Below are 21,961 nucleotides of genomic sequence, written 5' to 3' on the forward strand. Positions count from 1 at the left end.
AAGAGCGGCTTCGCTGGCAACTTACTTAACACGTCCCACGCAAAGCCGCGCCGGACGGTGCTCCGTGATTGAGACAGTCTCCGCGGCAACCTCTGCAGCAGCGCACAGCCTCTGCCAGTCCTCCACGACAAAGCTGCGCCGGATCGACACCGGCCCATCGTTCTTCACAAACGGGTGCCAGCTCGCAAACCGCGCCCACAGCCGAAACAGGTGGTATGGCACCGGCTTGCGATGAAGATCGTCGATAAACCATCCCCTCCGCGCCGTCTGCTCCATCCAACGCAAAAACAGCACGATCTGCGAATTGGTCAGGTGGTGCGTTAACAAGGAACAGAGGACGACATCGATAGGTCCTTGGGTGTGATCGGCCAGCGCATCCCCAACCAGCCACTCAATCTGCTGGCTCGACGGAGTCGCCTCCCGCGCGGCGCGAATCGCATCCGGATTGAGATCGATACCCGTCAGCCTTACGCGAACTCCACGCCTGGCCGCCCATCGATCGATCGTCCGCAGCGTATCGCCATAGCCGCACCCAACATCCACCACGCGCAGCGGAGCCGCCGAAGGATACGCAGCCACCAACCCCTCCAGCCACCTAAGCGTAGGCCGCTGCGCGAACGTGAGCCGATTGACGCGGGCAATATCATGCAGGCACGCGCGAAGCTCCTCATAAGGACACGGCAGATCCATCCATTCGATCAGATTGGCGCGCTGCGAAAAATCGAGCCCGTCCGCAAACGCCGGCGAGGGAAACGCTGGTAGCGAAGCTACTGCAATGTCTTCGGAAGAAAGGGCATCGAGGATTTCTTGGGGCGAGATTTCGGGGGAAGTGATAGAAGTGGTGGGCAAGATGGTCCGCGATCAGTATAACGGCTTGAGAGAAAAAGACTTGAGGGAAACCTGCCCTATAAAAGAAGTCGAAGAGCCAGAATATCTCCAGGATCTGGCTCTCTCCTCTGACTCGATCTTCTTTGCAAAGGAAGCATATTCCAGAAATTTCATCCCGCGCGAATTCTGTCAATCCCCCGGACGCGAAAGATCCTCCTTAAAATAAAAGCAAATTTGAGCGGCCTCCGGTGGTTCCTCACGAGAGCCTTCAGTGGGCCTTAACAGAAGCAGCACGTTCGGAATAACCCGAGTTTTCCGACGCGCGAGCCTCAGCATAAGCCGCCGCCCCCAGCAGGGCGCAGGTATCATCTAGGATCACGCGAACCGGAACCGACTCAACCAGTGGCGACAACCGCCCCTTGTCGATGAACGCCTGGGTAAAGGTCCCGTTCTTCAACGTCTTCAAAATCTTCGGAGCGATCCCCCCGCCAAGGTACATCCCGCCGGTCGCAAGCACCTGCAGCGCGATGTTGCCCGCCTCAGCGCCATACGCTCCAGTGAAGATCTTCATCGTCTCAAAGCACAGCGAGCTCGAACCGTCCTCGGCACACTCCCCGATCACCGCGTTCGGGTCCTCACACTGCATCCGGTCGTGCAGCCACCCCGGCTCGGCGATCTTTTCAACATCGCGCAGAAAAGAGTAGATGTTCTTGATGCCAAGGCCGGAAACCACCCGCTCCCAGCTCACCCGTCCCTTCAGCATAGAGCGCAAGTACTCCAGCAGCGCAATCTCGCGATTACTCCGCGCCGCAAAGTCGGCGTGGCCACCCTCAGACGCGATCGGGCGGTGCTTCTGACCATCCCAGATCAGCAGCGCCTGGCCCAGCCCTGTCCCCGCAGCCATCAGGCCCGCATGTCCGGTAGCCTCGGGGTCGCCCTCGTGCAGCGTAAAGATGCTCTCGGGCGCAAGCTCCGGGATACCATAACCGTTCGCTTCAAGGTCATTGATCAGAGATATATGAGGAATCGAAAGAGACTTCACCAGATCGCGCGTATCCAGCGTCCACGGCAGGTTCGTCAGCTTCAGTCGCCCATCGCGGACCGGCCCCGGACAACCGAAACAAGCCCCAAAAATATCCCCTCCCTGCGTCGCATTGGTCCCGTCTCCGGCCAGAAACTTGTGAACCACGTCATCCAGGCTCGCGAACTCATGCGCCGGAAACTTCTGGTCGCGGATCGGGTGCAGACGCCCATTGGCGAAGTCGTACAGTGCAAGGTGAACCTTTGTTCCGCCAACGTCCCCAGCGAGAATCATCTATTTGAGCTCCAAAGTTCCGGTCGAATCAGAATTCGCCGGTGCAGGCAGCTTAGCCGCTGCAGCCGAGTCGAGCAAGAGGGTCAATTGTCCGCTGGCCGGTCGAATCAGCTGCGAGGGATGAACCTCCGGCTGGTATGGCCCCAGGAAAACATCGTGCAGAACCTGCGCCTTCCCCGTGCCCTCGATCAAAAACGCCACCTCCCGGCCTTGATTGATGACCGGCCACGTCAGGGTGATACGCCACGTATCCTTTTGTGGAACATGGTTTGGCACCACGATGTGGCTCATCTCGTTCAGCGCGTCCGTATGTGGAAACAGCGAGGCCGTATGCCCGTCGTCGCCCATACCCAGCAGCACCAGGTCGAACGTAGGTGTCTCTGCGCCCTCGAGCTTGAACGTATTTCGAATCGTCGACTCGTACCGGGCCGCAGCAACATCGGGCGGAAGCTCCCCCTCCATCCGATGAACGCGCTCCGCCGGCAGTGGAACCTTCGAGAGCAGCGCTTCCTTGGTCATGCGGTAGTTCGACTCCGCATTGTCAGGTGGCACGCAGCGCTCATCGACCCAGTAGAGATCGAGCTTGTCCCACGGAACCTGCTTGAGAAACGGCTCCGCCGGGTCCGCCAGCAGACCGAACATGGTTTTGGGCGTCGTGCCGCCGGAGATGGCGATGCGAGCCATTCCACGCGACGCAGCGGCCTTCCCCGCCGCCTCGGTAAAGAGCTGCGCACCGGCCCGAGCCGTGGCTGCTGGTGTTGGCGATACGCGATACGTAACCGAAACTGGACGGGGCATAAGACTCTCGCAACGATGAAGTGGAGGTACCAACAACCCTGAAACGGACGAACTCCGGAACAAGTTTCACACGCTCCGGAGTCCAGCCGAACATTTGATGCATGACCGATGAACCGGCAACGCCGTAGAGACCTCCTCCACAGCGTGCCGTACTGCTGTTCCCTACAGCTCCACCCACTTCCGGCCATCCTTCGCCAGAAGCTCATCCGCGCAGTCCGGCCCCTCGGAGCCAGCCGCGTAGTTGGGGAAGTGCTTGCCCTCAACCTTGGCCCACGCCTCGAGGATCGGCGTAAACAGCGCCCAGGTCGCCTCCACGCCATCGCGGTGCGCAAACAACGTCGCATCGCCCAGCATCGCATCCAGCAACAACCGCTCATACCCGTTCGCCGAAGACTTGCCGAACGCATCCGCATAGCTGAACGCCATGTTCACCTGCGCAAGATTGGTAGTCGGCCCAGGAACCTTCGCGCCAAACTGCAGCGAGATCCCCTCATCCGGCTGAATACGCATCTTGATGATGTTCGGAGCAATATTGTCTTCACTGCTGTTGGACTTGAACAGGTGCAGCGGTGGCTGCTTGAAGACGATCGTCACCTCTGTCACACGCTTTGCCAGCCGCTTCCCAGCACGCAGGTAAAACGGCACGCCAGCCCAGCGCCAGTTTTCAATCCCCAAGCGGATCGCAGCAAAGGTTTCGGTGCTCGAAGTCGGCGACACACGATCTTCCTGGCGATAGCCAACAACCTCCTTGCCATCTACCTTGCCCGGACCATACTGCCCGCGCACTGTGTTGTTGACAGGAATGCCCTCAATCGCGCGCCAGACCTTAAGCTTCTCGGTACGCACCGCCTCAGCCTCAAACGAGTCTGGTGGTTCCATCGCCACAAACGAGAGAACCTCCATCACATGGTTCTGCAGCACATCGCGAACCGCACCCGCCTTCTCGTAAAACGGCCCACGACCTTCGATACCAATCGACTCAGCAGCCGTAATCTCGACGTGATCGATGAAGTTGCGATTCCACACCGGCTCAAAGATCCCATTGCCAAAGCGAAAGACAAGAATATTCTGAACCGTCTCCTTACCCAGGTAGTGATCGATGCGGAAGATCTGATCTTCGGCCAGCACGTCGTTGATCTCGTCGTTCAGCTGGCGCGCGGACTCCAAATCAGTGCCGAAAGGCTTCTCGATGATCACCCGTACCCAGTGCTTATCTCCAGCTTCGGGTCTCGCCATGCCGTGCTTGCCCAACCGGCGCGTGATGTCCGCAAAAAACTCCGGCGCGACCGCGAGGTAGAACAGGCGATTGCCCCTGGTGTGAAACTTGTCATCCAACTCCGCCAGATGCGCCTTCAACTTATCGAAGCCCGCATCGTCATCGAACTCTGTCGCAAAGTACGAGATACGATCCATAAACGGCTTCAGCTTTGGATCATTCTCCTCAACACCACCGCCCTTCATGATCCCGTCCTTCATGTCCGGGCCAAACGTTGCGCTGAGATCGCGACGCGCCACTCCAACCACGGCGAAGTCTTTCGGCAAAAGACCCGACTGGTCCAGGTGATAAAGCGCCGGCAGAAGCTTCCGTTTGGTAAGATCGCCCGAAGCTCCAAAAATAACAACAATGCAGGGCTCAGGAATGCGCTCGCCCTTCTTGGTGGCATCCGCCGCCGCTGCCGAAACGCCAACTGGTACTGTGCTCGTGCTCATAATCCTCTCCTCACAAACCTTCCATGCTGTGCCGACGATAAAACCCTGTCTGGCTAATGAAATTCAAGGTATATGCGCGGCGTCGATTACACCGCCTCGCACATCCGGCAAAACTACGACTTCTTGAAGCCGTGACCACCGAAGGTCCCACTTCCATCTATCTTCCTTCCTTATGCGGCTCGTAAGCCAAGTTGTGCAAGCTCATCTCTCAGCTGAGCTGGTGACTCAAAACAAATCGCCTGCATGCCGAGAGCTTCCGCGGTATTGCAGTTTTCAAGCTTGTCGTCGATAAATAACGCGGTCTCCGCAAGATGGCCCGAGATCTCGATCGCAGCCCGATAGATGCCGGGATGCGGCTTCATCTCATGCACGTAGCCGGAGCAGATAAAGTAGTCGAAAAAGGGCCGCAGCCGAAACGCATCCAGACGATGTTCGTTCAACTCACGGCTCTCATTGTTGAGCGTGGCCAGCGCATACCTTCCCGACGTAGCAAGCTCTCCAAGAATATCGAAGCTCCCCGGATGAAGAATCTTGCTCTCCGCACAAACCTGCGGCCAAAGCTCAGCAAAGGTCAGATTCGGATTCTGATTCAGCACCGTTACGTTGAAGAAGTGCTCTGCCGTCGACAGTCCCCGCTCCCAGTACTGGTTCGCTTCTTCATGACGCGACTCGTAATCGACCAGATCAACACCGAGCCGAGACAGAACCTCCGTACGTTCGTCTTTGTCCCACCCATTCGTGAGCAGGACTCCGCCGATGTCCCAGAAGATCGTCTTGATGTACGAGGAAGAACTCACTCACCCTCCGCAAAATCTGCTCCGACAGTCACCTGCTCCCAGGCGGCAATCTCTTTCTGCCAGCCATCGAGCTTGCCCTTGAATCGTTGCAGGGCGCTACGGCCCAACAAAAGATGAAGCGGTGGATCCTGAGATTCGACGACCCGGATCATAGCCTGTACAGCCTTCAGCGGATCACCTGCCTGCTTGCCGTCGTTCTCCACAAAATACTTCCGCATATTCGCGGCCGTCTTGTCGTAGTCAGCAATTTTAGTCTTCGCGATCACGCCGGAGCGACCCAGAAAGTCAGTGCGGAACGGACCAGGCTCAATCACGGTGACTCGAATACCCAACGGCGCAAGCTCTGCCGCTAAAGCCTCGGACAGCCCTTCAACAGCAAACTTCGTCGCGTTGTACATCCCGATCCCCGGCCCGCCAACCAGCCCGCCGATCGAAGAAAGATTGAGAATATGTCCGCTGCGTTGCTTGCGCAGATGAGGAAGAAACGCCCGTGTCACCTTCAGCAGACCGAAGACATTGGTCTCAAACATCGGCATAAACTCCGCCTCCGAGACCTCTTCAATCGCGCCAGCAACTCCGTAACCTGCGTTGTTGACCAGCACATCCACTTGTCCGAACTGCGCAAAGGCCTGCGTCACAGCCGAATCCACTTGGCCGGCATCCGTGACATCCAAGGCCAAAGCCTTTGCACTTCGCGGATACTGTCTTTCAAGATCTGCAACCTTGTCCAGCTTGCGAGCAGTCGCAATCACCTTGCCGCCTGACTTCAGAACCTCTTCCGCAAGCAGACGGCCAAAACCGGTCGATGCTCCCGTGATAAACCAGACACGTTGAATCGATTCAGTCATGATCTCCAGTACTCCAAAAGGCTACGTTCTTGTGCTGAATCAATGGAAGAGCCCGTTCGAGCGTTGCAGCAGCCCCGATCATCCCGACGCCGCCCAGGCGATACATGATGCGCGAATCGCCTGCAACCAACCCACCCAAGACTCTGCCCCCTTCATAGCGTTCAGGTTAAGATGCTCGGGCGGTGTCACAAGGCGCAAATGAGTAGTAGTCAGGCTTGAGTAGACACAGAGTTTATTGCCAGACCATGAAAAGGCGGGGTGATCGACCCCGCCTCTCCATTTACTTCTTTACCAGCTTCTTGGCATGATCGACCACGTTCGCAACGGTGAAGCCCAGCTTCTCGAAAGCGACCGCTCCCGGAGCCGAACCACCGAAGCGGTCCAACCCAATCACTCCTCCGTTGTGGCCGACGTACTTGTACCAACCCAGCGTCGCACCGGCTTCAACCGCCAGCTTCGGCGTGCTCTCCGGCATCAGCTTCGCTTTGTACTCGTCGCTCTGCTCGTCATAGACGTGGAAGCTTGGCATCGAAACAACGGTCGCGTTGATCCCAATCCCCTTCAGTTCCTCAGCAGCCTTCGTGATAAGTCCAACCTCTGAGCCGGTCGCAATCAGAATCAAATCCTTGCCGTGCGAAACCACCTCATACGCTCCAAATCGCGCACCCGCGCGAGCGATCGTCGCATCGATCGTCGGCAGATCCTGACGCGACAGCGCCATAAAGCACGGACTCTTTCGCTCCAGCGCAAGCTGCCAGCACGCCGCCGTCTCATTCGCATCCGCCGGGCGGAAGTCGGTGAGGTGCGGGATAGCACGAAGACTCATCAGCTGCTCAACCGGCTGGTGCGTCGGTCCATCTTCGCCCAGTCCAATCGAATCGTGCGTGAAGATGAACAGCGAGTGAAGGCCCATCAGGGCAGCCAGACGCAGCGCATTACGGCAGTAGTCCGAGAACGTAAAGAACGTCGACCCAAACGGAATCAGCCCGCCGTGCGCCGCCATGCCATTCACCATCGCGCACATGCCAAACTCGCGCACGCCGAAGAACACATTGCGTCCAGCCGGGTCCACGTGAAAGCTCGGTGAATCTTTGAAGATCGTCTTGGTCGAAGCAGTCAGGTCCGCCGCGCCGCCAAACAACTCCGGAACCACGTTCTCAATCGCCTGCATCACCGCCTGCCCGGCGTTTCGAGTTGCCATCGGCTTCTCAGTCGGGAAGGTTGGGATCTTTTTCTCCCAACCATCGGCGAGCTTTGCCTTGATCGTACGGTCGAACTGTGCCGCCGGCTCGGGATAAGCCTTGGCGTACTCTTCAAACTCCGCCGTCCACGAAGCATGCAGATCCTTGCCCCGCAGCTTGATCGTGTCCCAGTTCTTGCGAGCCTCATCGGGAACGTAGAAGCTCTTATCCTCAGGCCAGCCCAGGTTCTTCTTCGTCTCCTTGGTCGCCTCCGGTCCAAGCGCCTCGCCATGCACCTTATTCGTGCCAGCCTTCGGGCTTCCATAACCGATCACGGTGCGCACGCGAATCAACGAGGGCTTCGACGTCTCCGCCTTGGCTGCAAGAATCGCCGCCTCAATCGCCACCAGGTCGTTGCCATCGGCTACATGCTGCACATGCCAGTGGTAAGCCTCGAACCGCTTCGTCACATCTTCCGTGAAAGAGAGCTCCGTCGGCCCATCGAGCGAGATCAGGTTGTCGTCATAAAGCACGATCAGCTTGCCCAGCGCCAACGTTCCCGCCAGCGAGCACGCCTCATGCGAGATGCCTTCCATCAGGTCGCCATCGCCGCAGAGTACATAGGTGTGGTGGTCGACGATGTTGTACGTATCGCGGTTGTAGACCGCAGCCTGGTGCCGCTCCGCCGTCGCCATACCCACAGCCATCGCAAGACCCTGCCCCAGCGGACCCGTCGTCACCTCAACACCTGGAGCCTCGCCATACTCGGGGTGGCCGGGCGTATGCGAGCCCCACTGCCGGAACTGCTCCAGCTGCGAAATCGGCAAGTCGTACCCTGACAGATGCAGCGCACCATACAGCAGCGCCGATGCGTGCCCATTCGAAAGTACGAAACGATCCCGATCAATCCACTTCGGATCCGAAGGATCGTGCTTCATCAGCTTGTGATAGAGCAAATAAGCTATCGGAGCGCATCCCAGCGGAGCTCCGGGATGTCCGGACTTCGCCTTCTCCACGGCATCGACGGCGAGAAAGCGGAGGGCGTTGATGGAGATCTGGTCAATTTCTTGCTGCTTCGAATCCTGCTGTTCGCTCATGCTATTCCTTTGCTCTTTCAGGAGACTCGCGCGCCGTTTGCCGACGCTGAATCTGGAAGATTTGGTCAAACTCTAACAGTGTACTAGCGGGACCCGGCTCGCTGCATCCTCACACCTTGGTAGATGCCGGAACCGGATCGATGGAGACATCAATATTTCGCCCCAGCCAGCGATCCTGCTGTCCCTCCACCGGCCATGCGAGGGTAAACGTAATCTTGCCTACCTGACCCGCGCCCGTCGGAATATCCACAAACGATCCCGAATATCCAACCGACCGCGACTCAAGACTAAGCGTCGTAGCCCAGTTGTCATAGGTATAGACGACACGAAAATGCTCCCGATCGACAATGCGAAGCGTATGTCCCGAGTAGAGCGAGCGAATCGGCCGCCCCGGCTCAAAGATCTCGATATGGTTCGTAAACGAGCGCTTCTCCTTCACGACAGCATAACGATCTTCTACCGCCTGAATCCGGTCAAACACCCGGCCATCAGCCGCCGAGCGCAGCAGCTTCAGGTACTCCGCATGCGCCCAAACCAGCGGCTGCGCCGAGCCCGCCGACCGCCCGCGATACATCCCACGCGAAGGAATATCGTCATAGTCCCAGACCTGCTCCGGAAGCATCCCTCCAACGGAACTAAACTGTTCAATCGCCTTGACGTACTTGCTGAAGTCGTTCCCCGCGCAGAGCTCGTAGTGGCCTCTTTCGCCCGTCAGAATCGGCCATGCGCGACCCTGCCCCGAGCCGTCATACGGCCCCCCATCCTTCTTTTGTCCATACCCGTCATGGTTGTATCGCCGCCACGAATCCCCAAACGGCGTCTCGATCTTCAAACAGTGATCGACAACCTTCAGCGAATCGACGATCAAAGGATCATCAGCACGTCGAATCCCATAGCGCACCAGCTCCAGAAATCCTCCATCGATCACCTCGCGAGCCTCGAACACATTCCTCTCCCCCGGCTCGCGATTATTAATTCGAATCATCCCGGGCGGCAGACTGTCGTCATGAAACGGCTCACCTTTGGCTGGCGGACGAATCCGCATGTAGTGATACTTCACATCCGGGTGCAACACGCCTTCAGTCGTAGTCGTCCACTCATCCAGGTGCGACTCAATCCAGTCCGCATACGTCTCCAGATAGTTCGCCAGTTCCACTGACTCCCGCGAACGAGCAATATCCGCCGCGCAGATCAACCCCGAGATCACCGCCGCCAGCGTCGACGGCGAATACCCGGCCGCCTCTTCCCACCGCTCCTGCTGCGTCACCGGAGCATACCGCACCAGAAACGCCGCCGCCCGCTCCACGAACGGAAACACATCGAAGCTCCCCAGCCCATCCTGCTTCCAAAGCCGCCACGCCAGAATGATCGGAAACGCCACCTCATCCAGCTGAATCCCCGTCCAGTAAGGAGTCCCGTCGATCCAGAAGTTCTGCGCAAAGCTCCCATCCGGCTTCTGCGTGCAAGCCAGATAAACCAGCGCCCGGAGAGCCGTATCTGTCCTTCCACACGCCAACAGCGCGCTCGCAGTCTGCACCATATCCCGAGTCCACACCAGGTGATACCCACCTAAATCCGAGTCACCCTTCGACGCTCCCCACGGCACCGAAGCGGACGCAATAAACGCGCCCGAGTATGTCTTGTCCTCATGCGTCAACAGCACATTCTGGCTGATCCGCATCAGCCTCCCACCGTCCGTCGAGACCGCCGCCAAACCAATCGGCGGGTTCACCCTCTGCCACTGATCCACGAACCGTTTCTGGTGCAACTCATAAGGCGAAGCCAGCGTCTGCATCATCTGCGCGATCGCCGCATGATGCCCATCCCCAAACGAAATCGCTACCGTGAACTCACGATTCTGCGAAATATCGATCTCTCCCATCAACGCAAGATTGCCATCCAGAGCCTGCCCAAACTGCCAGCTCATCCGCATATCCTGAACCAGATTCTGGTACCCATCACTGGTCCCGACATAGCCGCACGAAGACCGTACAAACCCGCAGTCCGCGCCAAACGCCAGCGAAGTCTCGCCCTTCCAAGCCAACAAACAGCGCTGACCCGCCACATCGATCGACCGCGCCGAGTTCCCCGCTCCACCGCCGTTCAAATGCGGCGCCAGCAGCGCATAGCACTTCAGCCGCGACAGAACGTCCTCATCCCCGGTTATCTTCACGTTCATCAACACCACAGGATGATGCGGATCACAGATGAACTCCTTGGTCACCGTATAACGTCCATCCAGATCGCTGGCCACCACCCGGACCGCGGGAGCAGCCGCATCGATGTAATGAAAGTCGTACTCAAAACTGCGCTTCTCCTCATGCACAAAGGTCTCGCCATCGCTGAACAGCAACTCCATATCGCGGGTCTGCGGGCGATCGATCGTCGGGTAGTAAATCTCGTTCAACGTCCCATGCGAGACCGTAAACCACACTCGGCTCGAAGCCGCATACGCTGTCGAAACAGCGTCTTTTTCGCTCGAGGTCCAGCGCGGTTCCAGCCCAGGAGCGCCAAAGGCAGCTCCATCATCGTCAAGCCAGCGGTAAGAAGCAGTGAGGTCGTTCATTGGTTCTTATTAGAGCGCAAAACTCCGCACTCGGTTACATCCCTCCGTCAAAGAGCGATGAATCCGCAGGTAAGTTATGATTCCTGAGGTTGGGACGACTCGCCCAGGTGCATCGCGCACCGCCCGGACAGCATCGAACTCACTCAGGCAGTCAGGATCCTCCTGACTGACAAAACGAACGACGACAGGAGAACTACTGTGGCCTACGAACTACCACCTTTGCCCTACGATTACGCGGCGCTTGAGCCCTTCATCGACGAAGCTACGATGAAGCTCCACCACGACAAGCACCACCAGACCTACGTCACCAATCTGAACGGCGCGGTAGAGAAACATCCAGAGATCGGCAAGAAGTCTCCCGAGGAACTCCTCAAAGACCTCGCCAGCATCCCCGAGGACGTTCGCAAGGTTGTCCAGAACAACGGCGGCGGTCACGTCAACCACACCATGTTCTGGCAGATCATGAAGCCCAAGGGCGGCGGCGAACCCACCGGCGAGATCGCCGACCAGATCAAGAAGGACTTCGGATCGTTCGAAGACTTCAAGAAGCAGTTCAACGAGACCACCGCCAAGCAGTTCGGCTCAGGTTGGGGTTGGATCATCATCATCGGCGGAAAGCTCAGCATTGTCACCACTGCGAACCAGGACAACCCCCTCTCCCAGGGCCACTACCCCATCCTAGGCAACGACGTCTGGGAGCACGCCTACTACCTCAAATATCAGAACAAGCGCCCCGACTATCTCGCCGCCTGGTGGAACACCGTCAACTGGGACGAGATCAACAAGCGCTTCGCAACCGCCAAGGCCCACAAGTAGTCTCCTCCCGACCAACGGGAGGGCCGCCAACGCCAGTCGAGCCGAGACAAGGTATACAAGTCACGAAGTGACCGCCCCACGCGAAGTGGGCCCGTCCGGCAGGACGTCTCTCCCACACAAAAGAACCGGTGCAACGCAGTTTTCGCGTTGCACCGGAGATCTAAAAGCCCGTCTTCAACTACGACGTGCTACCCCTTCGGCCCAGGACCAGGATCGGTTACGGCCGTCGGAGTGACCGTCTCGGTGCCGCTCCACGACCCCGTCCAGTTCGCATCTCCGCCGCCCGTCGCGCCGCTGATCACAAACCCCTTCCACGGCTGATTCCTGTTGTTGACGCCCTCAGGCGTTGCCGCATGGTCCCCGTTGCTCTCCCGGCATGCCGTGTGGTGCCCAGCCTTCACCTCTAGAAGATTCGAATCGGTCGCAATGCTGGAGTAGACCGCAGCACCCCACTTCCAATCTATCGACATCCCCGGAGCACCCGTTGTATTGAACGTTCCGCTCCACGTGACGTTAATCCCCGCAGGTATCCCGCCCGACGGTACTGGAATCGCCACTCCGGTAAGAAAAATCTCATCATCTCCCTTGAGCGGAACCGTAGTGATCCACGTATTGGTCATCGTACTGAATGTCGTCGAACTGCAGGTCGCGGTCGGCGAGAAGGTTATCTGAGCATTCGGGGCCGAGCTCGTAAACAGCGCCCCAGTCTCTACATCGACAATTCTGGAATTGGTAAAGGTGATGACGCCCCCAGTGCTGGGGATATTCTTCACTGTGAAGTTCGCGTTGAACCACACCGAATCGCCCGGCAAGAGCCGGTTTCCATTAAAGCTCGCCGTGTCGATCCCCTTGCCCGAGTTGGGCGGCGGCGGCGGAGCTCCGCAGGAGATGCTCGTCGGCGAAAACAGAATCGGTACCGTATTGTGCCCCACCAGGCTCGCAGTGCCGGTGAAGTTGTAAGTTCCGATCAAAGCCGGGAACGAACCCCACACAGTCGCCTCGAAGGTGGTAGTCGAAGATGCAGTCAACGGAATAGTCCCGGTAATCGGAGCGCCGGAGTAGGGCGACGTCTCGATCGTGTAGCTGATCTGATACTTCGTTCCCGGTGACAACTCCGAAGCCGCAACAGAAAAGCTGAAGGCGTTGCAGGTGACCGTTACGTTAGCAGTGTCTACGTGATTCGCTAAAACGGGAGTCGCACATAAAAGAATGAGACCCAAAGTTGTGCCGAATGCAGTTCGAAATCTCTGAAACATAATCACGCCCTCTCTTGACTGGCTTCACGAACTTCACTTCAGGGAGGCTGGCCTCGAGAGCCTCTTAACAGGTACAGCGTGGCTTATTCTCAAGTCCTAAACTTTTCAATGCGACAGAAGACACGTCCAACTATGCAGTCACCCAGTAGTAACTGCACTACAACTTTATGGTGATTACTAACCAGTGAGGCTGCTCCCTTACCCACCCGTCATAATTGTCCGACGAGGACAAAATCCCTGTAGAGAAGCCAGATACCAACGGCGCATCGGTTCACCCTCAGCCGCCCTAATCAAACCGCTTCGACCTCAAATAACCGAATCGCCTCTTCCTGTACCATTCGTGCACGCATCTTCCGGACACTCAACAACCGTCAATCCCGCGAATCAGGATTCGCCCATGCACACCCCGCCTTCGATCCCAAAGCAGGACACCGGCACACAATCTACCCATCGCGCAGACGTGCCGCTCTTCGATGCGCGCTAGCGTGCACCGTTCGTCATGGTCACCGCTCTGTTCTTCCTATGGGCGATGCCGAACAACCTCAACGATGTCCTGATCCGGCAGTTCATGAAGTCGTTCCAGATCTCCCGCCTGCAGGCAGGCCTCATTCAATCGGCCTTCTACTTCGGCTACTTCTGCGTCTCCATGCCTGCAGCCTTCGTCCTCCGCCGCTTCGGTTATCACATCGGACTCGTCTCCGGCCTGATGCTCTACTCCTTCGGTTGCTTTTTGTTCTGGCCCGCAGCCGAGATCAACCGCTACAGCTTTTTTCTCTTAGCTCTCTTCGTCATCGCCGCCGGTCTGGCTTTTCTCGAAACCGGCGCAGCCTCATTCGTCACCCAGCTGGGCGAACCCGAGACCTCCGAGCGAAGACTCAACTTCGCCCAGTCCTTCAACCCGCCCGGAACCATCGCCGGCGCTCTCATCGGCCGACCTGTTTCTTCAACGCCCGACCTGTTCCCCACCGCCCCGACCTTTTTCCCCATCGTGCGGACTGCTGGTTCAAGTTGGCGTCTCCGACAAGTGGCGCCCCGCAAGCGTCATCTCGACCGAAGTCGCGCGGTCCCATCGCGCGACGCAGTGGAGAGACCCCCGCATTTCGTCCGTATCCCCACAGTTGCCGACCAACCCGAAAACCAATCCCTACCGCAATCCAGAGCGGCGTTCGCCAGGGTGAACTCTTCTATCTCGTGCCAGCACCACCAAAGCGCCGATCATTCCAAGAAACGGCAGCAGGAGAAAGATAAACACATAGATGTTCATCATTTGACACCTCTTCGACCCAACAGCCAGAGCCCCGCGGAACTGCTCAACAAGACCGCCGGACTCTGCCGTAGATCATATCGTGTTACGATACTCTTATGGCCAAACCGTTGTCCAGAAAAACCGATCGCAACGAGATTCAGCTGCTGGCCAAGTTTCGATCCGAAATTCGACACTTCCTCCAGTTCAGCGAACAAGCCGCCACCGCAGCCGGCCTCCAGCCGCAACAGCACCAGCTCATGTTGCAGATCGCCGGAGCTCCCGACGACACCCTCGTCACCATCTCCCACATCGCCGAGGTGATGGGCCTGCGACACCACACCGTCGTCGAGCTCAGCAAACGGTGCGAGCTGGCAGGTCTGGTGCGACGAACCCACGATCAGAACGACCGCAGGTGGGTGGTGCTCGAACTCACCGCGCAGGGTCAGGAGGCGCTTCGTCAGCTCTCTGAGGCCCATGCCCAACAACTACGCGAACTGGCCCCCAGCCTTATCCAGGCCCTCACCCGCATCCGCAACACAAAATGATCGCTGCGCCGCATGAAACACAACCTCAGAACACAACCTCGGAATCACAAAACCGAAACACAAACTCAGCAGAGGGAAAGACAAACTTGAAGTCAGAACCATCCATTCTCAAGGATTTCACGGTTGATCGACGGGTCTGGCTGCTCTCCGGCGTCTCCATCGGCATCGGTCTATGCGCCACCCTGCTCGCCGTTCTACTCCTGCGTGCTATCGCATTCTCAACCAACATCTTCTACTACCACCGCTTCAGCCTCGCCCCGGTCTCTCCCGCAGGAAGCCACCTGGGACATTGGATGGTCGTCGTCCCAGTCCTGGGAGGCCTGCTCGTTGGCCTTATGGCGCGCTTCGGCTCGGATAAGATCCGCGGGCACGGTATCCCGGAAGCTATCGAAGCCATCCTCCTGCATCGCGCTAAAGTTGCTCCGAAGATTGCCCTCCTGAAACCCATCTCCGCCGCCATTGCGATCGGCTCAGGCGGCCCATTCGGCGCCGAAGGCCCCATCATCATGACCGGCGGAGCCGTGGGATCGCTCATTGGTCAGTGGATGCACGTCACCGATGCAGAGAGAACCACGCTCCTCGTCGCCGGTGCGGCAGCGGGCATGTCGGCAACCTTTGCCACGCCCGTGGCTGCCATTCTTCTTGCCGTCGAACTCCTTCTCTTCGAATGGCGCCCGCGAAGCCTGGTCCCGGTAGCGATTGCCAGCGTCACAGCATCACTCTTCCGGGTCTACTGGCTTGGCGCGGGGCCGATCTTTCCTATGCCGGTCATAACCGGAACTCATGGTGCTCCCTTCGTGATCGGCGCTCTCTTCCTGGGTGCTCTCCTCGGCCTCATCGCTGCCGGCATGAGCCGCATGATGTATGCCTTCGAGGATCTATTCGAGCACCTGCATCTCCACTGGATGTGGTGGCCCGCAATCGGCGGCATTGGCATTGGAGTCGGTGGCCTCTTCTTCCCCCGGGGCCTTGGAGTCGGGTACGACAACATCGCCGAACTGCTTCACGGGACTCCCACGATTGGCCTCATCGTAGGAATTCTGCTCGCAAAGTCGCTCATGTGGGCCTTCTCCCTGGGATCGGGAACCTCCGGCGGCGTGCTCGCTCCCCTACTCATGATCGGCGGAGCCGTAGGCGCACTGGCCGGGCACCTTACTCATGCTCCCGCCGAAACTCAAGCGCTCTGGGCCCTGATCGGCATGGGAGCGATGCTCGCAGGATCGCTTGGTGTCCCTCTCACCGCCATCCTGTTCAGCCTCGAGGTCACTCACTGTCTCCCCGCCCTGCTCCCGCTTGCCACGGCCTGCATCGCATCCTACCTCATCACCGCCCTCATCATGCCTCGATCGATTCTGACCGAAAAGCTCAGCCGGCGAGGCTATCATCTGACTCGCGAGTACGGCGTCGACCCGCTCGAGCTTGTCCTTGTTCGCGAAGTCATGTCGCCCCTCACAAAGGACACCCCAACCGCTCCACTCCCGGCCGCTTACTCTTACTCCGACTCGACCACCCGCGGAGCCGCAGAGCTGATGGCGATGGAAGGTTTAGAAACATTGGCGGTCGTAGACCGTTCCAACGGGCAGGTATGCGGCGAGCTTTCACTCAGGGATCTGCTTCGCGGCAGAGAACGATCGCTCGAACGTGAAAGCGAGCGCCTACGGCTCTTCAGCTACGTTCCCCCCGAACAAGACGGTCACAACTAAGCGGCTACCGAACGCCGCACAAAGTGCTCCTCTGTCGACCCTGCCTCTCGCCCTGCATCAAGCTGGCGCAGCCTTGAACCGGCAAAGCCTTGAGCTGGCGAAGCTTATATTAGGCTGGCGCATTAGGCCTTTGCTGTCATGCTGAATGTACTAAGCCTTTGCTGTCATCCTCAGCGCCACTAAGCCTTTGCCGTCATCCTGAGCGCACGAGGCCTTTGCTGTCATGCTGAACGCATTATGCTTTGCTGTCATCCTGAGCACACTAGGCCTTTGCTGTCATCCTGAGCGCATTAAGCCTTGGCTGTCATCCTGAACGTATTAGGCTTTTGCTGTCATCCTGAGCGCAGCGAAGGATCCCAAGGAACTCCGTCCTGCTCAAACCGCTCGTCCCTTTCCACCCACCCTCTTCACGTCGTTGTCTGTCGCCCTCACAGTTTCATCGCGGGAGCCGCAATCGAAGGACATCCTGCTCCCCCTAACGCGAGGATCTTCACCTTCTTTTCAGCCCCACCTGTCCAGCCCTCACGCGCTCTGAGGGTCGACATTGCCCAGCCAGAAAATAAAGTTCAAAACCGTGTCACTTTTTTAGGCTCCCGAAGAGTGGATGTTTAAACTCCACGTCCACCACGCAAAACACCACGTTATCACCATCAAAAAACCACATTCAAACACCCATTTTTCTCAAAAACCCCCGCAAAACCACACTCCAGCCACAAACAACTTTTTCCTCCCTCCCACAAAAAATGACGGCCGAACCTAGAAGGTCCGGCCGTCGAAGAAACCAAATTTCGCCCGTAGTTATTCGCTGCCGCCCTTGCGGGGACGACGGTTCGCCTGAAGCACCTTCTTCCGCATACGCAACGACTTAGGTGTAACCTCAACCAGCTCATCATCCGCAATGAACTCAATACACTGCTCCAGCGTCAGCTGCTTGTAGGGAACTAGCCGCACAGCATCATCCGAACCTGAAGCACGCATATTCGAGAGCTTCTTCTCGCGAACGCAGTTGACGTCGAGATCGTTGTCTCGCGAATGCTCGCCAACCACCATGCCTTCATACACTTCCACGCAATCCGAAACAAACAGAACGCCGCGGTCCTGCAGACCTTCCAGCGCATAAGCAGTCGTAGTCCCCTGACGGTCAGAGATCAAAGCACCCGACAAACGCTGCGGAATCTCACCCTGATAAGCGATATAGCCATCAAGAATCGAATTCATGATGATCGTTCCACGCGTCTCGGTAAGCATCTCAGAACGCAGGCCAATCAGACCACGCGAGGGGATACGAAACTCCATACGGACGCGGCCTGAGCCGTGATTGATCATCTTGACCATCTCGCCTTTTCTCGGCCCAAGGCGCTCAATAACGGTACCAACGAAGTTTTCAGGAACGTCAATCGACAGGTGCTCAACCGGCTCCATCACAGCATCATCGATCTTCTTGGTAACGATTTCGGGACGGCTCGCCATGAGCTCGAAGCCCTCGCGACGCATCATCTCGATGAGGATGCCCAGCTGAAGTTCGCCGCGGCCCAGCACCTTGAAGGAGTCCGGAGAACCGGTGTCCTGCATCTTGAGCGAGACATTGGTAAGGAGCTCTTTGTCCAGGCGATCGCGGAGGTTTCGCGAGGTAACAAACTTGCCTTCGCGGCCAGCGAATGGGGAGTTGTTGACGTTGAACTGAATAGCAATCGTAGGCTCATCGATGGTGATCTGGGGAAGAGGCTGCGGATTCTCGATGTCGCAGAAGCTCTCTCCGATAAAGATGCCAGGGATGCCGGCGATAGCGACAATGTCGCCTACCTGTGTCTCTTCAATGTCGGTGCGCTTGAGCCCGGAGAAGCTGAAGAGCTTGGTGATTTTGTGCTTGGTGAAGGTGCCGTCGATCTTGGCGACGTTGTACTCCTGGCCGGTGCGCATAGTGCCGTTGAAGACGCGGCCGATGGCGAGACGACCAAGGTAGTCGGAGTAGTCGAGGTTGGTGACCAGGATCTGGAGGGTGCCTTCGGGATCGCCCTTGGAGACAGGAATGGTCTGGACGATCTGCTCGAAAAGGGGCTGGAGATCCGTGCCGGGGGTCGCGAGATCGTTCGTCGCGGTGCCGAGCTTTCCGTTGGTGTAGAGCACTGGGAAGTCGAGGACGGACTCGTCTGCGTCGAGGTCGATGAAGAGGTCGTAGACTTCGTTCAATACCTCCTGAGGACGCGCGTCGGGACGGTCGATCTTGTTGATGACGACCATCGGCGTCAGGCCGGCTTCGAGGGCCTTCGAGAGAACGTAGCGGGTCTGGGGCAGGGGACCTTCTGAAGCGTCGACGAGGAGGACTACGCCGTCGACCATCTTAAGGGCGCGCTCTACTTCTCCGCCGAAGTCGGCGTGGCCTGGTGTGTCGACGATGTTGATCTTATTGTCGTGATAGTAGAGGGCGGTGTTCTTCGCAAGAATGGTGATGCCGCGCTCTTTTTCAAGATCGTTGGAGTCCATGACGCGGTCGGTGACGGCTTCGTTGGACCGAAAAGTCCCGGACTGGCGAAGCATGGCGTCGACGAGCGTGGTCTTGCCATGGTCAACGTGGGCGATGATCGCGATATTGAAGATAGGCTTAACGGCTACTGCGGTTGAGTTGCTCACTGCGTTTATGTCCTGTCTGTGCGCTTAGGGGTGGTGTTTTGGGGAAAGTGCGCGTCCTTACTAGTTTAGCCTAGTTGGGCACATACTGGCCTCTAAAATGTACGGAATGGCAAGAAGATACGGTGAATGGTGGAGCGTAAGACGCTGATTCGAGGAAGCTCCATTGTGGAGGAAGCTCGTCGACGATTCGTAAATGTTTAGAGAAGACGTGAACCCTTCTGTGATTCGCCCTCATCCATTAGATGGTTATCGAATTGATGGGACACAGGAGAACGTCAGTCATGAGCAAGCTCACAGGAAAAGTGGCAGTGGTAACAGGTGCATCCAAAGGCATTGGAGCGTCGATCGCGGAACATTTTGGCGCAGCTGGGGCGTCCGTTGTTGTGAACTACAGCAGCAGCAAGGCCGGTGCGGATGCTGTGGTTGCGAAGATTACCGCAAAGGGCGGCAAGGCGATCGCTGTGCAGGGAGATGTCTCGAAGCCGGAAGACATTGCGCGGCTGTTCGCAGAGACCAAGAAGGCCTACGGAAAGCTGGATATCTTGGTGAATAACGCCGGAATCTATGACTTTAAACCACTTGGCGAGATTACGTCGGAGCATTTTCATAAGCAGTTCAACCTGAATGTTCTCGGCCTGTTGCTAACGACTCAGGAGGCGGTGAAGTTGATTGGTCCGGAGGGTGGTTCAATCATCAATATCAGCTCGCTTGTCGGTCAGATGCCCGCGCCCACCGGGTCCGTCTACAGCGCGACGAAGGCCGCTGTGGACTCCTTGGCTGTTTCGCTTTCGCAGGAACTGGGGCCGAAGAAGATTCGCGTGAACTCGCTGAATCCGGGCATGGTGGAGACGGAGGGACTGCATGCCGTTGGTTTCGCAGGTAGCGACTTCCAGAAGCATACGGAGGCGACGACACCGCTTGGACGTATTGCGCAGCCCGAGGACATCGCGACGGCGGCTGTGTTCTTTGCTTCCGACGATGCGGGCTGGGTCACGGGCCAGACGCTGATGTTGGCCGGTGGCAAACGGATGTAAGTTGGCCAGGTCGTGTAGAGTAGAGCCGCCCTGGGGCTGCCCTACTCTTTTTGGATTTTCGAAGACTCGGCCAGATTGGGTTTGGATGCTTGAGGCTGTCCCGCTATACTCAAGGCTCCTAATGCATCCAACCCAGTCATCCCAGTTCGAGCATGCGGCCCTGAAAAACTATCTGCTGGACCATGCCTATGACGAGATGTTCACTGGGCTCGGCGACCTGCACCAGCACTGCGAACCGCTGCTGGAGCACTTTTCGGCGCTGCCTTCGGAAGAGTTACAACGGAGAAAACAGGCGGCGGACCTGAGCTTCCTGAATCAAGGCATTACTTTTACGGTGTACGGCCGCGAAGAAGGAACGGAGAAGATCTTTCCGTATGACCTGATTCCACGAATTATTACTGCAGCCGAGTGGGCGACGGTGGAGCACGGGCTGACGCAACGGATTACGGCACTGAATCTTTTTCTCAAGGACATCTATAACGAGGGACGAATTCTGGATGACGGAATCGTGCCGCGTGAGGTGGTTTATAGCTGCAAACACTACAGGCGGCAGATGATGGGTTTGCAGGTTCCCCGGAATGTCTACATTGCTGTCTGCGGGACCGACCTGATCCGATTGGAGAACGGCGAGTTTGTGGTGCTGGAGGATAATCTGCGCGTACCTAGCGGGGTCAGCTATATGCTGACCAATCGCAGGGTGATGAAGCGGATCTTTCCGCAGCTCTTTCGAAGCTACAACGTGCGACCGATTGAACAGTACACACAATTGCTGTTGGGAACGTTGCGATCATTGGCGCCCGAGGGGCGACCGGAGCCGAATATCGTGCTGCTGTCGCCAGGAGTGTTTAACTCGGCTTACTTTGAGCATGCGTATCTTGCGCGTCAGATGGGGATCGAACTGGTTGAAGGACGCGATCTGGTAACGCACGACAACGTTGTGTACATGCGGACGACGATAGGGCTGCGGCGGGTGGATGTGATCTATCGGCGCGTGGATGATGACTTCATTGACCCCCTGGCGTTTCGCGGAGATTCAATTCTTGGAGTGGCTGGTCTGTTCAATGCTTACCGTGCTGGGAATGTGACACTGGCAAATGCGTTTGGTACCGGTGTGGCCGATGACAAGGCGCTCTATGCGTACGTTCCGGAGATTATCAAGTATTACCTGAGTGAAGAGCCGGTGCTGAAGAATGTCGAGACCTATCTGTTGACCAGACCTAAAGAGCGGCAACATGTGTTGCAAAATCTTGACAAGCTGGTGGTAAAAGCGGTCGGCGAGAGCGGCGGGTATGGGATGCTAATCGGGCCGCAGTCGACCAAGGCAGAGCAGGAGGATTTTGCGCGGAAGATCGAGGCTGACCCAAGGAACTATATTGCTCAGCCTACGATCTCGTTTTCGCGAGCACCTTGTCTAATCGGAGACGAGTTGCAGCCGCGGCATGTGGATCTACGGCCATATGTGTTGTATGGGGATAAGGTGACGATTGTGCCAGGTGGATTGACGCGTGTGGCGCTGAATCAAGGATCGTTAGTGGTGAACTCGTCGCAGGGTGGCGGGAGTAAAGATACGTGGGTGCTGAGTCAGTAAAG

17 protein-coding genes and 1 pseudogene are annotated in these 21,961 nt (G+C 57.6%); 6 read left to right on the forward strand and 12 right to left on the reverse strand.

Annotation, left to right across the window (positions count from 1 at the left end):
• Positions 1-21: 21 nt before the first annotated feature.
• From HDF12_RS20290 to HDF12_RS20330, 8 genes are all read right to left on the reverse strand, one after another.
• Positions 22-849 (reverse strand): methyltransferase domain-containing protein, encoded by an 828-nt coding sequence (locus tag HDF12_RS20290; RefSeq protein WP_257025750.1) that lies wholly within the window; start codon positions 847-849, stop codon positions 22-24.
• A gap of 247 nt (positions 850-1,096) precedes the next feature.
• On the reverse strand, positions 1,097-2,143 hold the full coding sequence (gene glk, locus HDF12_RS20300) for a glucokinase (RefSeq protein ID WP_179586398.1): 1,047 nt from the start codon (positions 2,141-2,143) through the stop codon (positions 1,097-1,099).
• Complete coding sequence (pgl, locus tag HDF12_RS20305) at positions 2,144-2,941, reverse strand: 6-phosphogluconolactonase (RefSeq protein ID WP_179586400.1); 798 nt, start codon at positions 2,939-2,941, stop codon at positions 2,144-2,146.
• 162 nt (positions 2,942-3,103) lie between these two features.
• On the reverse strand, positions 3,104-4,651 hold the full coding sequence (gene zwf, locus HDF12_RS20310) for a glucose-6-phosphate dehydrogenase (RefSeq protein WP_179586402.1): 1,548 nt from the start codon (positions 4,649-4,651) through the stop codon (positions 3,104-3,106).
• A gap of 170 nt (positions 4,652-4,821) precedes the next feature.
• Positions 4,822-5,448 (reverse strand): HAD family hydrolase, encoded by a 627-nt coding sequence (locus HDF12_RS20315; RefSeq protein ID WP_348641630.1) that lies wholly within the window; start codon positions 5,446-5,448, stop codon positions 4,822-4,824.
• A complete protein-coding gene (locus HDF12_RS20320) occupies positions 5,445-6,296 on the reverse strand; it encodes an oxidoreductase (protein WP_179586404.1) in 852 nt (283 codons plus the stop codon). Before HDF12_RS20320 ends, HDF12_RS20315 begins: the two co-directional genes overlap by 4 nt.
• A gap of 280 nt (positions 6,297-6,576) precedes the next feature.
• Entirely contained in the window at positions 6,577-8,574 is a 1,998-nt protein-coding gene (gene tkt / locus HDF12_RS20325; protein ID WP_179586406.1) for a transketolase, read from the reverse strand.
• Between the two features lie 109 nt (positions 8,575-8,683).
• Positions 8,684-11,140, reverse strand: a complete 2,457-nt coding sequence (locus HDF12_RS20330) for a glycoside hydrolase family 15 protein (RefSeq protein WP_179586408.1) — start codon at positions 11,138-11,140, stop codon at positions 8,684-8,686.
• 198 nt (positions 11,141-11,338) lie between these two features.
• Here HDF12_RS20330 and HDF12_RS20335 point away from each other — a divergent pair, with 198 nt between their 5' ends.
• Positions 11,339-11,956 carry a Fe-Mn family superoxide dismutase gene (locus tag HDF12_RS20335; RefSeq protein ID WP_179586410.1) on the forward strand — a complete coding sequence of 206 codons (618 nt, stop codon included), beginning with the start codon at positions 11,339-11,341 and terminating at the stop codon, positions 11,954-11,956.
• 188 nt (positions 11,957-12,144) lie between these two features.
• Here the strand turns inward: HDF12_RS20335 and HDF12_RS20340 are convergent, their stop codons facing one another.
• On the reverse strand, positions 12,145-13,212 hold the full coding sequence (locus HDF12_RS20340) for a hypothetical protein (protein ID WP_179586412.1): 1,068 nt from the start codon (positions 13,210-13,212) through the stop codon (positions 12,145-12,147).
• A 568-nt stretch (positions 13,213-13,780) separates the two neighbouring features.
• Between HDF12_RS20340 and HDF12_RS20345 the strand changes: the two are divergent.
• Positions 13,781-14,083 (forward strand): annotated as a pseudogene (locus HDF12_RS20345) (MFS transporter); the annotation flags it as partial.
• Here the strand turns inward: HDF12_RS20345 and HDF12_RS22555 are convergent.
• Together HDF12_RS22555 and HDF12_RS22560 are read right to left on the reverse strand one after the other, a co-directional pair.
• Entirely contained in the window at positions 13,972-14,199 is a 228-nt protein-coding gene (locus HDF12_RS22555) for a hypothetical protein (RefSeq protein WP_246374123.1), read from the reverse strand. The pseudogene HDF12_RS20345 and the gene HDF12_RS22555 overlap by 112 nt on opposite strands.
• 157 nt (positions 14,200-14,356) lie before the next feature.
• Positions 14,357-14,479 (reverse strand): hypothetical protein, encoded by a 123-nt coding sequence (locus HDF12_RS22560; RefSeq protein WP_257025840.1) that lies wholly within the window; start codon positions 14,477-14,479, stop codon positions 14,357-14,359.
• Positions 14,480-14,574: 95 nt separating this feature from the next.
• On the opposite strand from HDF12_RS22560, the gene HDF12_RS20350 reads away from it, so the two are divergent.
• Positions 14,575-15,003: a MarR family winged helix-turn-helix transcriptional regulator gene (locus tag HDF12_RS20350; RefSeq protein ID WP_246373769.1), complete on the forward strand. Its 429-nt coding sequence runs from the start codon at positions 14,575-14,577 to the stop codon at positions 15,001-15,003.
• An 86-nt stretch (positions 15,004-15,089) separates the two neighbouring features.
• Complete coding sequence (locus tag HDF12_RS20355; RefSeq protein ID WP_179586416.1) at positions 15,090-16,706, forward strand: chloride channel protein; 1,617 nt, start codon at positions 15,090-15,092, stop codon at positions 16,704-16,706.
• A 798-nt stretch (positions 16,707-17,504) separates the two neighbouring features.
• Here the strand turns inward: HDF12_RS20355 and typA are convergent.
• The gene (gene typA, locus HDF12_RS20360) at positions 17,505-19,337 is read right to left on the reverse strand and encodes a translational GTPase TypA (protein ID WP_179586418.1); all 1,833 of its coding nucleotides are present in this window, start codon (positions 19,335-19,337) and stop codon (positions 17,505-17,507) included.
• A 281-nt stretch (positions 19,338-19,618) separates the two neighbouring features.
• Between typA and HDF12_RS20365 the strand changes: the two genes are divergently transcribed.
• Both HDF12_RS20365 and HDF12_RS20370 read left to right on the forward strand, forming a co-directional pair.
• Positions 19,619-20,371, forward strand: a complete 753-nt coding sequence (locus tag HDF12_RS20365; protein ID WP_179586420.1) for an SDR family NAD(P)-dependent oxidoreductase — start codon at positions 19,619-19,621, stop codon at positions 20,369-20,371.
• Positions 20,372-20,492: 121 nt separating this feature from the next.
• On the forward strand, positions 20,493-21,959 hold the full coding sequence (locus tag HDF12_RS20370) for a circularly permuted type 2 ATP-grasp protein (RefSeq protein ID WP_179586422.1): 1,467 nt from the start codon (positions 20,493-20,495) through the stop codon (positions 21,957-21,959).
• Positions 21,960-21,961 lie beyond the last annotated feature (2 nt).

Origin of the sequence: Tunturiibacter gelidiferens, assembly GCF_013410115.1 — a bacterium.
Classification (GTDB): domain Bacteria; phylum Acidobacteriota; class Terriglobia; order Terriglobales; family Acidobacteriaceae; genus Edaphobacter; species Edaphobacter gelidiferens.